This is a genomic window from Paraburkholderia sp. PGU19 (assembly GCF_013426915.1).
Classification (GTDB): Bacteria; Pseudomonadota; Gammaproteobacteria; order Burkholderiales; family Burkholderiaceae; genus Paraburkholderia.
The window spans coordinates 219,561-232,995 of the sequence record NZ_AP023182.1; the positions used below are offsets into that span (position 1 = coordinate 219,561).

A 13,435-nucleotide genomic window follows, 5' to 3' on the forward strand; every position below is an offset into this window, starting at 1 on the left:
TGACAATAACCGTCACCCAGCCGTCCGCCGCAAACTGAACCTTCAAAACTAAAGAGCACTGCCGTGACGAAACGTCCGGTTTGTGCTCAAGGAGACGTAAATTGAGTGCAACCGAAGAAATTCACCGCCTGGAGGGACTGTCCGACGACGGCGTGCGGTCAACCCTCAAGCGTTCGCTGACGTGGAAGGACGCCTTCTGGGTAGCGAGCGGCTCGCCGGCCTTTGTTCTTTTTACGCTGGGCGCCATTGCCGCGACCGTCGGCCAGCCAGCGTGGATCATCTGGATCGCGTCCATCACCATCGGGTTCATTCAGTGCTTCACGTATGCGGAAATCTCCGGGCTCTTTCCTCATAAATCCGGTGGCGCGTCAATCTATGGCGCGATTGCATGGGTCCGTTATTCGAAGTTTCTTGCGCCCGTCTCGGTGTGGTGCAACTGGTTTGCGTGGTCGCCCGTGCTCGCACTCGGTACGGGTCTCGGTGCAAGCTATGTTCTCTCGACGCTCTTTCCCGCAGACGCCGCGATCAACACGTGGTCATTTACCCTGCTGAAGCTCGACTTCATCAAGGAGGGCCTGAATCTTCGCATCAACTCGACTTTCATTCTGGGTGCAGCACTCCTGCTGCTGACATTCTTCGTTCAGCATCACGGCGCAGAACGCGCCGCCAAACTGCAAAAGTACATGGGCATTACCGCCCTCGTTCCGTTGACTGTGTTCGGCCTCGAGCCGTTGATCACGGGCAGCGTGCACATGAGCAACTGGTTTCCGCTGCTGCCGCTTGCGCACGACGCCAAACGCAACGTCGTGCCGGGAACATGGAACACGGCGGGCCTGACGCTGATGATCGGTGGCCTCTTTGTGGCCGGCTGGTCGACCTATGGTTTCGAGACGGCCGTCTGCTATACGCGTGAATTCAAGAACCCTAAAACGGACACGTTCAAGGCGATCTTCTATTCCGGTTTGCTGTGCCTCGCAGTGTATATCCTCGTGCCGCTGTCGTTTCAGGGCGCCATGGGACTCAAGGGCCTGCTCGCACCCGACATCTATGACGGCACGGGCGTCGCGGCGGCCATGGCGAGAATCATCGGCGGCGGCGCGGCGATCTTCTACCTGATCGTCGTCATGCTCGTCTTCACGCTACTGCTGTCGGTGATGACGTCGATGATGGGCTCCTCCCGCACGCTGTATCAGGCATCGGTTGACGGCTGGCTGCCGCGCTACCTGTCGCACGTGAACGAACACGGCGCACCGACGCGCGCGATGTGGACCGACCTGTGCTTCAACCTGATCCTGCTGATGATGTCGGACAATGTCGCGGTACTCGCCATGTCCAATGTCTGCTACTTCGGATTTGTTTTCCTGAACCTTCAGGCGGGCTGGATTCACCGGCTCGACCGTCCGAACTGGGTACGCCCGTTCAAATGCCCGAACTGGCTGCTGGCGCTCGGCGCGCTGTGCGGGTTTATCGATCTCGTGTGCATTGGCGCAGGCGCGGATATCTGGGGGCCGGGCACGTTGCGTAATGGCTTGGTAGCAATCGCGCTGATCATCCCTGTCTTCGTCTTTCGGCACTATGTGCAGGACAAGGGTCGCTTCCCGGACGCGATGCTGGACGACATGGAACTGAAACCCGAGGACGGCACGACGAAACGGCGCGCCGGCTGGCTGCCCTATCTGACGCTGGTCGCGGCCGTGCTCGTGATCTGGCTGTCGCATCACTTCGCCGTGTTTCCGGCGTAATGGATGTCCCGTCCGCTGTCTACCTGTGAGGTCGTGCGTGAACAGAACCGAATATATAGCCAGAATCAAGGCGGCCTTCGAAGGCGAACTCTATGGAGAAGCATGGTTCGCCGCGATGGCCCGCGACGCAGTGGCCCCGGACAGACAGCGCAAGCTTGCCGTCATGGCACAGCTCGAATATCAGACGCGTATGCGCATGAGGCCTCTGATCGCCCGTCTTCGCATCACGGGGATCGATGAGGCGGCTCAACGTGAAAAGGGAATCAAGCTTGCCCGGCAACACGCTGGGCAGCCGTGGCCCGCATTCATCGCGTGGTTTATCGTGGAGATCGGCCGATTCGTTGCGCTCTACGACGAGATGGAACGCAACAGCGCGAAAGAGGACGCCGCGATACTGACGGCACTGGCGCGTCATGAACGCGCGTTGCTCGAATTTGCCCGCCTTGAAGCGCAAGGCATGTCCGACCGTTCGCTCGAGCCCGTGCTCGCGCTGCTGGACGAGCGGGACTGTGCCAGTCAGCTCTGAATGCAGCGCTCACTTGTCCCCGCCCGCCTCGCCACCGACTTCCCAGCCTGAAGCGGCCAGTACGTGATCAAGCACTTTCTTCGGGTCGATCGTGCCGTCGCCGATCGATGCGCAGCCCACACGGGTTGAAACCCGGAACTCGTGGCCCTCCACCCGAACGGGCGCCTCGATCAATCTCCGAAGATTGTCCCGGAGTTCGTCCAGCGCCGCGTCCGGGCTGGTCGTCATGCGCTGCGCCAATTGTTGCGCGTTGCCGCACCAGCCGAGCGCGTCCGCGCTGAAATCGACGACCAGCACCACGAACACGTGCGGGTCGAGCAGCGCTGCGCAGTTGAGTTGCCCTTGTGTCACCTCGAGCCGCCTGCCAAATTCGATCAGCACCCGATCGGCGTAGTCCTGGCCGAAGCGCGTCGCCACCTGTTCGAGTTCGCCTACGTTGATCGCGAAAATTGCACAGGGCAGCGGCATTCGCAACGAAATGGCCGCGGAAAACTCCATCCGGTCGATGAGCATCGACACGCTGGTGAGCCCCGTCGAGTGCTCGAACGTCAAGCGCCGGTTGGCATTTTCTTCGACCATCTGCCTGCGCGCGACTTCGACGATGAATCCTTCCAGCCCCATCAGTTCGTCGCGTGCCGAATAGACGCCGCAGCCCTGATCCCAAACCCATTTGGTCTGTCCCGAACGGTCCACGATCCGGTAGGTCAGCTCATACGGTTCGCGAGCAAGGACCCGCGCCCGCACCTCATTCCAGACGAATTCGCGGTCGTCCGGGTGAATCAGCGAGCGGAATGTGATCCGGCTTTCGTCGATCAGCTCGATCGCCTCATAGCCGGTCAGTTCAAAGCACCCTTCACTGACGAATTCCATCGACCAGTCGCGGTTGTTCTGGCCACGATAAATCATCGCGCGCAGATTGGACAGCAAGGTGCGCAGGCTGCGCCGGCTTGCGCGCAGCGCGTCTTCGTTGCGCCGCCGGTTCGAGATATCCGTCGCGAGACCGACGGCGCCGACCAGAATGCCTTCGTCATTGGTCACGGCGTGGCAGCGCAGTTCGACGTGAGCCGTCGTATTGTCGGCACGGATGAGCCGCGCTTCCGTCACCAGTTCGCTGAGGTGTCCGTCGAGCAACACCTTCACGCGTGCGTTCAAAGTCTCGGCGTCTTCGGGGTGAAAATACGACGAGAACAGTTTGAGCTCCGCGTCGCTGCCAACAGCACGCACGAGAGAGCGCCACGCGGGATTCGAAAAGACCAGCCGCAACTCGCGGTCGACACGAAACAGCGCTTGAGGCAATTGCAGAACGGCTTCCTGGCAGTGTTGCAGGAGTTGCACTTCGCTGCGCTGCGCGTCCGCGCTCAAATACGGAGCGGGAAACTGCAGGAGCGTCATGCGCGAACCGCGTGCGCGCAGCGCCGTGACGGGATGCAGACGAAAACTGCCGTCGCCATAGGCGATCCGCAGCGAGCCCGAGGTGCGCTCTTCGCCATCGCGCGATTGCGTGAGCAACGCGGTCAGATCGAGCAACGATTGCGGATGCACGAGATTGCTAAACGGCATGCCAACGATTTCGTCTGCGTACGACTCCCAGTGGGCATGTTTGAGAAAGGCGCTGTTGACGAACACGAGCGCGTCGTTATCGAGCAGCACGGCGGGCGTGGAGAGGTTGGCGGCAAAGGCGCCCAGTTCGGGCGACTGGCTTGCGCGCCTGGCGCGCGGCGCGGTACGGCGCGCGCCATATGCCATGATGAGCAGAAATGCCGCAAGCCCCCCTGCCAGCCCAATCGAGACATACAATAGATCACTGCTGCCGGGACTGTAGCCAAGTCTGGGAATCACCAGTGCAGCTACGGCAGCCAACAAGACCGTGGCGAACAGATAAACCGACATGACGTTCTCGCTTCGAAAAACAGGATCACTGATCGTAAGCGCTGCGCTCTACCACTTCACCCGCCCATGACTACCGACCAGTCCGCGACCGTTCACCGCTATCCGCTCTACGCGAAGGTCTGTGCGCTGCTCGCCTGCATCGTCGCCCTGATTGCGCTGCTCTACGTGAGCGCGTTCATGCAGAAGGGAGGATATGAAGGCTTCCGGCAAACGCTGTTCTCACTCGACGAAGCCGTGAGATTGCGCACCACGGCAACGACACTGCAGACACGCTCGCAAGACACGGCACACACGTTGACCGAGCTGGCCGACTCGCTTGTCCGCAACGATACGCTACTGAACGACTGGAGGCAACGCGGCGCGCCAACCCCGGAAATCGCGGCGCTGTTGCCGGCCTCGACAGTACCGGCTGCGCCCGACACCGAGCCCGCCAAAACTCTCGCGGCACTCAAAGCACTGCGCGTCCAGATCGCGTACCAGGCCCAGGTGCATTCGGCCGTGCTCGGGTTGCTACAGGCCTGTACGGCTTTCCTGTTGATCTTCGGCGTGGTGTCGCTTGCATGGGGCGCGCGCCGCGCGCTCGTCACACGGCCGCACGCGGCCTTGCGGGCGCTGGCGGAAACCGGGCAGACGGTACCGCAAGGCCGTGATGAAATAGACCGCCTGCTCAAGCTCCAGGCGCAGCTCGCCGTCCGGCTGCGCACCGAGCAGGATGAGTCGACCCAGCTCAAACGGATCGTCGAAGACTACATTGCCTTCGCCGACCAGTCGCTCGAACTGCTCCATCACATCTGCGCACAGCTTGCCGAAGAAGAGCCCTCGGGCCGCACGCTTGAGGCCCTGCTGCAACGTCTCGTCGGCGTCCTGCGGGTGAAGCGCATTGCGCTGGTGATGACGGAATCGACCGCCCAACTGCTCGATGTCGATTCCGTCGTTTCCCCGAACGGCGATGTGCCGTCCATCGTACGCGCACGCGTCACGAGTGAACTGATGACGCTCGTCGGCACCCACACGTTCTCACCCCTTGACGACGGCGAAGTACCACCGCGTGTGCTGGCCGCGCCAGTGCGGGTGCCACTCGCCACCTATGGCGTGCTCATCGCGGAAGGCGAGCCGGACACGCACTTCGAGCAGCGCCACCTGTATCTGCTGGAAACGATTGCCAGCGTGCTGGCGCATGCGATATCGAACGTCAGCCGCGACGTGCGGGACCGGCGCATGGCGCTCTTCGAGGAACGCAATTCCATTGCGCGTGAACTGCATGACTCGCTCGCGCAATCGCTGTCGTACATGAAGATCCAGCTTGCCCGCCTGCAAGCCGTGCTGCCACCCGAACTCTCGCAGAGCGACATCGCCGAAATCGCGCAAGGCATCCGCGAAGGCATCGACAGCGCTTATCGGCAGCTACGCGAACTGCTCACCACTTTCCGCTCGCCGATGCATGCGCACGGCCTCGCTTCCACGCTCGAAGATCTGGCCGAAGAATTCGGTTCGCGCAGCGAGGTACAAATCTCGATTGACAACCGTGTGCCGCGCATGCGCCTCACGGTCAACGAAGAAATGCACGTCGCGCAGATCGTGCGGGAAGCGCTGACCAACGTGATCCGCCATGCGCGTGCCACGACGGCCCAGGTGCAACTGATGTCGGACGGCCACACGATGACCGTGTCGATCGACGACGACGGCCGGGGTATCGACCGCACTCAGGGCGATGAACATCACTACGGCCTCGCGATCATGCGCGAGCGCGCCCGCAGCCTCGGCGGGCGGCTCGAACTGAAGCCGGCCGAACAGGGCTCGCGTGTTGTATTGAACTTCGTGCCCGCCGCGCTGGCCGCTCATAAGGCACGCGGCGTCAGTGGCGCAACCAGTCGTTGAGCGGGCTGCCAGGCTAGAACTTCTGCAACAAGCCGATTCGGGCGACCACCTGATTTCCCGACGAGGACAGGCCATTCGAACCAATGATATGCGCAGCATCGAGATCCGTTCCCGTGCTTGCGTTGGTGTGTTGCCATGCGCCCTGGACGTAGACCGAGGTTCGCTTGCTGAGGCTGTAGTTCAGCATGAGCGCGACCTGATGCCAGTTCGGACTGTCGCTCCCCGCGTCGGATTCAAGCCGTCCATGCGTGAACGTGTAGGCCCCCGTCAGCGAGAGGTCCGGCATGAAGAAATACTGCCCGTTGATCTCGACGTTATCGAATTTCCACGACGTCCAGGTCTGCGTTCCGATGTTCGGCGCATACGCGTTGGCAGCGGGTGAAGTCACGTCGACGTGCGAATACGCGAGCGATACATTGGCGTTTTCGGAAAACGTCCATTTCACGCCGGCATCGATATTCTGCTGCTTCGGCGCGACGAACACGGCGTCCGAGGAAACCGCCCCGCCCTCGGTGGTACCGACTCCGTTCAGATGCAGGTAGGCGACAGCAAGGGAAAGCGGGCCAGCGCTATAAGTCAGCCCTGCGCTGTAAGCGCGATTCGCGGAGAAGTTGGTCGTATTGCTGAAGCCGTACACGCCTTCCACCTGAAAACCATACAGAGTCGGGGAGACGTACTTGACGGAGTTGCTAAGCCGGAAATCGAAATCCGCATTGTCATTGTCGAATGGATGGGCCGCGAGATCACCGATCGAGTTTCCCGCGGCGGTGAACGGGCTCCACATATCGACGGTTGCATCATACTGCCGGCCGAGCGTGAGCGTGCCTGCGGGTGTCGACGACAGGCCAACGAATGCCTGTCTCCCGAACAGGCGGCCGCCTTCGTTAAGCTGACCGGTATTCAGATTGACGCCACTTTCGAGGGTAAAGATCGCGCTGAGTCCCCCGCCAAGATCTTCACTGCCCTTCAGGCCAAAACTGGTTTCCGCTGTGTCGCCGCTCACCATGGCGAACGCATGGTGTCCACCGGAATTGCTGGTGTAGTTCAGACCGGTGTCGAGCACGCCGTAGAGCGTGACGGAGCTTTGCGCATAACTGTTTCCACTCAGGCAGCAAGCCAGCAGCATTGCATGACGATAGAGGTGTTTCATCCAGGTTTCCCTTTGGCGAATAGGTCTCCGGACACCCGGCGTGCGGCTGTCCATGCGCGTACTCATCGCGCCGTCAAAACGGCGCGATGAGCATTTCGATCAGACTGGGGAAGAACGACAGCAGACTACAGATACGGCTCGGAGATGGCGGGCAATTCGCCGGGCACTTCGGCATCCGCCTGTACACCCATGAACGCAGCAAGGCGCCGCGAAAAATGATCACGCACGTGAAGTTGACGCCCGCAACCGCAGCAGGCGACCACGTTTCGCGTGACGGCGTCGTTGAACGCGTGACAGTGAATGCAGTACACGCGCCGCTGCAAAGTACCGCTCTGCTGAACCTTCACAGCTTCCGTCGCAAGCCCATGATGCTGCGCGATGCGCCGGATCGACCAGATGAACGGCTCGCTGCCGAGCGCGTAGATGCGCAGGCCGATCGTCGCCGTCGTCGTATCGCGCAGCGCCAGGTCGAACGCGGCGTAAAGTGCTGCCTCGTCGGCGAATGTGCGCTCCTTCACCCTGTGGAAGGTGATACCCGCACCATGCCTTGTGGGGTCATTCACCTCCCACATGCTCATTGGCGCGAGCCCCGCGAGCGCAACACTTACGCGCACCCGATCCTCGGCGCTCGCCCCGTTCGTCACGAGCCAATGGCGCGTGCCGTGCAGGTCGGGAGCCAGCGGCGTGTATTCGGGCCGGCTTTTGTTAGTCGACGTCATGACTGTTCCATCCCTTCAACAAGAGGTTCAGTAGATGGCGAGGCTATGCGTCACCACGATCACCACGATGCCCGCCGCCACCGTCACGTATGGCAAGATGCCCGCGCGCTTCGCCACGCGTTGTGAGCCGAGGAGCTGCATGTCCTCTTTCATTGCCTCGGGGAAGTGCCCTTTGTCGGTCACGTAGTGGCGGAACAGGAACACAGGCACGATCAGCGCGGCAAAGCACAGTCCCGAGACGAGCGTGCCCGCGCCCCAGATGTCCGCGCCCATGCCGAGCAGCGCAAGATTGACGAACGAGAACAGCGTACCGAGCGCGAGCAGCCAGTTTGGCGCACGGAACGGCCGGCTCCAGTCCGGGCGGTCCAGCCGGTGAATCCACGCGGAATTCAGGTTCAGGAAGTTGAAGATGATGTAGCCGACGTTCGACATCGCCAGCACGAACACATAGTCCGACATCAGCAGCAGGACAAGGTTGAAGCACAGGTCCGTCCACATGGCTCGCGTCGGCGCGCCGTGTTCATTCACGTGCGACAGGTACTTCGGCAACCAGCCATCGACGGATGCCTGGTAGAGCGTGCGCGAAGACCCCGCCATCGACGTCATGATGGCCAGCACGAGCGCCAGCACCAGCATCACGATCAGAACGCGCTCGACCAGCAGGCCGCCGTGAATCATCGGCGCCATGGCTTTTGCGACGCCCATGCCGCTATAGATATCGGGCGAAAGCATGCCGTCGTAGATTGCGGGCGTGACGATATTGCCGGCGGCGTCCTTGACTGCGGGCGTCACCATATGGCCGAGACCTAGCACGCCCTGAAACGCCAGCGGCACAATGGTGAACACGAAGATGCACAAGAGGCCCGAATACAGAATGGCCTTGAACGTATCGACCTTCGGATTGCGGAATTCACGCGTGTAGCAGACGGCCGTTTCAAAGCCGTAGGTGGACCACGCCGCGATGAACAGCCCGCCCGCCATCAGCGTGATGCCCGCGCGATTCCAACTGCCGTCGACGATCTGACCGGCGCTGTCCTTCGCAAACGGCACGAGCGGAAGCAGATTGTGCAGCGGCAGATCGCCGCTAATGAGCGGCACCGTGCCGACGAGGATCAGTGGGACCAGGGCGGCAATGCCCAGTATCGTCTGGATTCGCGCGGCGTTCAGGATGCCCCGGTGCTGGATGGCGAAGGTGATGAGCAGCACCACCGCGCCGAGTATGAAGGTCGAGTTGATCCGCAGGCTCAGGCCCGAACGGAGCCAGTCGAGACTCACCAGCGTGATCTGCCAGGTATTGATCGCCGCATCCGCTGGAAACAGCACGGAGAGGATATACCCCGCCGCGAGCCCGGAGCCGATGGCCAGCACGGGCGACCACGCGAACCAATTGCACCAGACGGAGAGCGGCGCGAACAGCTTCGAATAGCGCACCCACGCAATCGCGCCATACACCGAGGCGCCACCCGACTTGTGCGGGAAAAGACCCGCGATCTCCGCATACGAGAAAGACTGAATAAAGCCAAGGCCAATCGAGACGATCCATACCGCCCACGACAGCTTGCCGACCGTCGCCGCGATCGAGCCTATTGAAAAGAGCACGAGCGCGGGCACGCCGCTCGCCACCCAGAATGCACCCGTCCAGCTGATCTTTCGATGTAAGGTACCGTCCGCCGTTTCGGCGGCATAGTCTTCGGAGACCGCGCTCATAACTGTCTTCCTTTTGGGTGGAATGCCGATTGTGGGAATCGTCCCGCGTGAATGCGTCCGCGCCGCGCCGTTGCGACGCGAACGCGGGAAGAAAAACACTGCAACAGCTTGTCGTTGAGTAAGACGTAAAACCCCGTGACGCAGTAGCTAGACCAACTCCACCCCGAGACGATCGACCTCGGGATGCGTGCCGACCGACAAGGCCGAGCCGTCGTCCAACGGCGCGAGCCAGTCGATGGCCGTCTGCCGGTAGCGTGTAATGCCCTTGTACTCGGCCAATTCCGGCGGCAACGACGAGAGCACGCGATGCAGTCGCTTGCCCCATTTCGGCACACGCGCCAGGTCGCCGAGGGCAATCAGATAGCAGCGCACGCCGAACAGAATCGCGTTACTGCGCGGAAGGCGGAACAGCGTTTGCAATTCCACCCGCAGATGCAGCTTGTCGCCGATGTTTTGCGGCGTCACGCTTGCCCGGTCCGCGCCCCATTCGGGGTAACTTTCGGGCGAGGTATCGAGCCGCGGATTGACCGTCATCGTCCAGTTCAACCGGCGCACGGGCGCGCCCAGTTGCATGCGCAACAGAAACTTGAGCGCGCGCTCGAAGATGCCCGCCTGATGCGCAAGCGGCACGGGGCCATGCCATTCGACGAAGTTCATCCCCAGGTCGAAATCGAGCGACCAGTCGGCCTGAGTCGTGACCATGCCGCCGTCCATGAACAGATTGTCGTCACGCTGGTCGATCAGAACGAAATCGCCTTGCGCCTGGCGCGTGATGTACTCGAAGGGCGCACAGGGCAACGTGCTGTCGTCACCGAACGTGAAGCTCTGTTCCAGCCCGAGCGGACGATTCGTCCATTTCCATTGGTCGCCGTTGCGCTCCAGCATGAAGTGCCCGGGATAATCCTCCGCGAGGCTTTCCATGATCAGTTCGAGCGTGTCCCATTGCGCCGGACCCATGTGATCGAGCACCTGACAGCGCAGCGGATCGCGTTCGAGTGTCAGCGCGCGTTCGCGGCATTCGGCGACATAGTGTTCGTCAATATCGAACGTGCTCCGGAACACGGGCGAATTGCCGTCCTTCACATGCGGCTCAATATTGACCGAGTACATGTACTTGTCCTCGTGAAACGGAAACGGAAAGCGCAGGATCGCTTCGTCGCTGTTCCGGAACGTGAAGGTATCGCGGAAGGTTTCGTCGGTCTTGAAATCGATTGCCATGATGCCCCCTTGCCTAGATGTTCAGCACGAGACGCTCGCCCCGCGCGCGTGACACGCACGGCAGCATCTGGCCCCCCGTGGCCCGCTCGGTTTCGCCGAGGCAGAAATCCCGATGCTCCGGCTCGCCGTCGAGCACCTCCAGCGCGCACGTGCCGCATGCGCCGCCACGGCACATGTAGGGTGCGTCGACGCCCTCGCGTTCCAGTGCCTCCAGCAAGCTCTCGTCGCTGCGCACGCGAATCTCGCGGCCGCTTTGCGCCAGCACGGCGATGAAAGGCGCGCCATGCGAGCCGCCGCCGAAGCTCTCCTGGTGAAAATGGCTGGCGGGCCAGCCCAACTCGCGGGCCGTGCTGGCCACACCGTTCATCAGGCCTTCGGGCCCGCAGGTATAGAGATGCGTGCCAGCCGGTTGCGCAGCGAGCATGTCGCCAAAGCGTTCCTTCGCATCGCACAGATCGGTGTAGACAGCGACGCCCCCCGTAGTGCGCTTCGCGATCACCTCCGTGAACGCCGCTTCGTCTTCCGGGCGGCAGCACAGGTGCATCTCGACACGGGCGCGCGCCAGAGCCAGTTCGGGCAGCATCGACAGAAACGGTGTGAGGCCAATGCCGCCCGCAATCATCACGTGCTTGACGCCGCATCGTGCGATCGGAAAGAAATTCGACGGCATCGAGATGTCGAGCTCGCTGCCCTCACGCACTTCGCTGTGCATGAAGGCCGAGCCGCCGCGCGACTGAGGCACGCGCCGCACCATGATCTGATACGCGTCGCGTGCGCCGGCGGGCGTCGTCAGCGAATAGGCGTTGCGCCAGATGCGCTCCTTGCCGCGCATCGTCACGACGACGTGGCTGCCTGCCGAATACGCCGGCAGGCGACTTTGATTGGCGCTTTCGAGCGTAAAGCGTCGCACGTCTTGCGTCACCGGCTCGACGTGCGTGACACGCACGGGGATCGTTCTCGATGCATTCATGCCGTCGACACCTCCATAGGTCCGGGTGGATGGATGCGGGAGGACGCGAGCGGCAAGCCATGCCGTGCCTTCGCGTCGTTGCATTCATGGAAGAAGCATCGGCCGGCAATAAAGCGTTATCAATGATTCAGTGGGGGTAGTCCCTGCGCAGTAATGGTTGCCTCGCGCTACCCTGCCCGGCGCGTCAAAAGCATAGCCACGAGGTCCCGGTGCGTCGCTGCGCGAGCCGCACCAGCATTGGCTTTCCCGCCTTCTTTACCAACCTCTTTCGGCAATGTTGCAGTCTCATTTCGACGCTGCACGCCCTCTTTTTCTGATTGCACCGGCGCATCCGGAGTAGTGCGTACTACCCCTAGGAGGTAGTGCCACCGGGCGATTGTGGGTCGAAATTGAACAGCAGAGACTTGCGGTCATCGATGCGGGCGTAGTCACGCCGTCCGATACCACCGCCTTCGCAACACGACACGCGTGCAGTCATCCCCAGAAACGGGTTCCACTTTCGGGAAAACATCATGACAAGGCAATCCATTCTCAACGTCCGTCATCGTGAGCTCGGCTCGAAGCTCGATGGCGATTCCTGGAACGACATGCCGATTCCCTGGTACTACTCGGGCGATCCGTATGACGACGTCGTCGCTGTGCGTACGGCAGCCGGCCTCTACGACATCAGCGCACTGAACATCGTGCGCGTGACGGGTCCCGATGCAGCCGCCGTGATCGACAGCCTCTGCGCGATCGACGTGAGCCGCATGAAGCCCGGCACGGCCCGGCTCGCCGCCGAGGTCGACGAGCGTGGCGGCCTCTGCGACGACCTGATGGTGATCTACGATGCTCCGCAGCATTTTCGGCTCTCGCACGGCGGCGGCACGACACAGACGCAGCTCGAGCGCGCCGCGCACAAACGCAACGTCGAATGGCGCCAGGATTTCGATGTCCATATGCTGTCGCTGCAAGGTCCGCGCTCGACCGACATCCTGCAAGCGCACATCGGCATCGAACTGAACAAGCTGCCTTATTTCGCGCACGTCGAAACCCAACTCTTCGGCCGCAAGATCATCGTCTCGCGCGGCGGCTACTCGGGTGAACAGGGCTTCGAAGTGTCGTGCGCGTCGACCGACGCCGTCGCGCTGTGGGACAACATTCTCGACGCAGGCAAGCCGTACGGCGCCGTGCCCGCTTCGTGGATGTCGCTCGAAATCGCGCGTATCGAAGCTGCCCTGCTCTTCTATCCGTTCGACATGCCCGAAGGCGACACCACCCCGTGGGAAGTCAATCTCGACTGGATGGTCGATGTCGACAAGGCGGGCGACTACGTCGGCAAGGCAGCCCTGCTCGCGGCGCGCGGCAAGGAGCGCGTCAAGCAGGCGGGCGTCGTCGTCAAGCACGATGCAGCCGTAAGCGCCGGCTCGCCGATCTATATCGGCGACGAGCAGGTGGGCGTCGTGACCAGCGCGATTTTCAGCCGCTATCTGATGCAGTCGCTTGCGATGGTGCACCTGAAGCCGAACCACACGGCGCTCGGAACGAAGCTCGAGATTCGTGATGCGGCGGGCAAGTTCAGCGGTGTGGTCAGCAAGACACCGTTCTACGACCCGATGCGCCTGCGCACCCGCGTCGCCGCCTGACCCCGCAGCA

Annotated in this window: 10 protein-coding genes; 4 read left to right on the top strand and 6 right to left on the bottom strand. The window is 61.9% G+C overall.

Annotation, left to right across the window (positions count from 1 at the left end):
- The first annotated feature begins 101 nt into the window (after nt 1-101).
- Together H1204_RS41485 and H1204_RS41490 are read left to right on the top strand one after the other, a co-directional pair.
- Nucleotides 102-1,742 carry an APC family permease gene (locus tag H1204_RS41485; RefSeq protein ID WP_180735900.1) on the top strand — a complete coding sequence of 547 codons (1,641 nt, stop codon included), beginning with the start codon at nt 102-104 and terminating at the stop codon, nt 1,740-1,742.
- Between the two features lie 37 nt (nt 1,743-1,779).
- Nucleotides 1,780-2,268 carry a hypothetical protein gene (locus H1204_RS41490; RefSeq protein ID WP_180735901.1) on the top strand — a complete coding sequence of 163 codons (489 nt, stop codon included), beginning with the start codon at nt 1,780-1,782 and terminating at the stop codon, nt 2,266-2,268.
- Nucleotides 2,269-2,277: 9 nt separating this feature from the next.
- Here H1204_RS41490 and H1204_RS41495 read toward each other — a convergent pair whose 3' ends face one another.
- Complete coding sequence (locus H1204_RS41495) at nt 2,278-4,158, bottom strand: PAS domain-containing protein (RefSeq protein ID WP_180735902.1); 1,881 nt, start codon at nt 4,156-4,158, stop codon at nt 2,278-2,280.
- Nucleotides 4,159-4,224: 66 nt separating this feature from the next.
- On the opposite strand from H1204_RS41495, the gene H1204_RS41500 reads away from it, so the two are divergent.
- Nucleotides 4,225-6,036, top strand: a complete 1,812-nt coding sequence (locus H1204_RS41500) for a histidine kinase (RefSeq protein ID WP_180735903.1) — start codon at nt 4,225-4,227, stop codon at nt 6,034-6,036.
- 13 nt (nt 6,037-6,049) lie between these two features.
- Here the strand turns inward: H1204_RS41500 and H1204_RS41505 are convergent, their stop codons facing one another.
- The 5 genes from H1204_RS41505 to H1204_RS41525 all read right to left on the bottom strand — a co-directional run bounded on the left by H1204_RS41505 (nt 6,050) and on the right by H1204_RS41525 (nt 11,800).
- Nucleotides 6,050-7,186, bottom strand: a complete 1,137-nt coding sequence (locus tag H1204_RS41505; protein ID WP_180735904.1) for a porin — start codon at nt 7,184-7,186, stop codon at nt 6,050-6,052.
- 125 nt (nt 7,187-7,311) lie between these two features.
- Entirely contained in the window at nt 7,312-7,905 is a 594-nt protein-coding gene (locus tag H1204_RS41510) for a dimethylamine monooxygenase subunit DmmA family protein (RefSeq protein ID WP_180735905.1), read from the bottom strand.
- 27 nt (nt 7,906-7,932) lie between these two features.
- The gene (locus tag H1204_RS41515) at nt 7,933-9,612 is read right to left on the bottom strand and encodes an APC family permease (RefSeq protein ID WP_042306473.1); all 1,680 of its coding nucleotides are present in this window, start codon (nt 9,610-9,612) and stop codon (nt 7,933-7,935) included.
- Nucleotides 9,613-9,759: 147 nt separating this feature from the next.
- Nucleotides 9,760-10,830, bottom strand: a complete 1,071-nt coding sequence (locus tag H1204_RS41520) for a DUF3445 domain-containing protein (protein ID WP_180735906.1) — start codon at nt 10,828-10,830, stop codon at nt 9,760-9,762.
- 13 nt (nt 10,831-10,843) lie between these two features.
- Entirely contained in the window at nt 10,844-11,800 is a 957-nt protein-coding gene (locus H1204_RS41525) for a PDR/VanB family oxidoreductase (RefSeq protein ID WP_180735907.1), read from the bottom strand.
- Between the two features lie 512 nt (nt 11,801-12,312).
- On the opposite strand from H1204_RS41525, the gene H1204_RS41530 reads away from it, so the two are divergent.
- The gene (locus tag H1204_RS41530; protein WP_180735908.1) at nt 12,313-13,425 is read left to right on the top strand and encodes an aminomethyltransferase family protein; all 1,113 of its coding nucleotides are present in this window, start codon (nt 12,313-12,315) and stop codon (nt 13,423-13,425) included.
- Nucleotides 13,426-13,435: the final 10 nt, after the last annotated feature.

What these genes read in the sequence shown, in the direction of transcription:
- H1204_RS41495 (WP_180735902.1), bottom strand. Translation starts at nt 4,158, where the DNA reads ATGTCGGTTTATCTGTTCGCCACGGTCTTGTTGGCTGCCGTAGCTGCA.
- H1204_RS41500 (WP_180735903.1), top strand. Translation starts at nt 4,225, where the DNA reads ATGACTACCGACCAGTCCGCGACCGTTCACCGCTATCCGCTCTACGCG.
- H1204_RS41505 (WP_180735904.1), bottom strand. Translation starts at nt 7,186, where the DNA reads ATGAAACACCTCTATCGTCATGCAATGCTGCTGGCTTGCTGCCTGAGT.
- H1204_RS41510 (WP_180735905.1), bottom strand. Translation starts at nt 7,905, where the DNA reads ATGACGTCGACTAACAAAAGCCGGCCCGAATACACGCCGCTGGCTCCC.
- H1204_RS41515 (WP_042306473.1), bottom strand. Translation starts at nt 9,612, where the DNA reads ATGAGCGCGGTCTCCGAAGACTATGCCGCCGAAACGGCGGACGGTACC.
- H1204_RS41520 (WP_180735906.1), bottom strand. Translation starts at nt 10,830, where the DNA reads ATGGCAATCGATTTCAAGACCGACGAAACCTTCCGCGATACCTTCACG.
- H1204_RS41525 (WP_180735907.1), bottom strand. Translation starts at nt 11,800, where the DNA reads ATGAATGCATCGAGAACGATCCCCGTGCGTGTCACGCACGTCGAGCCG.
- H1204_RS41530 (WP_180735908.1), top strand. Translation starts at nt 12,313, where the DNA reads ATGACAAGGCAATCCATTCTCAACGTCCGTCATCGTGAGCTCGGCTCG.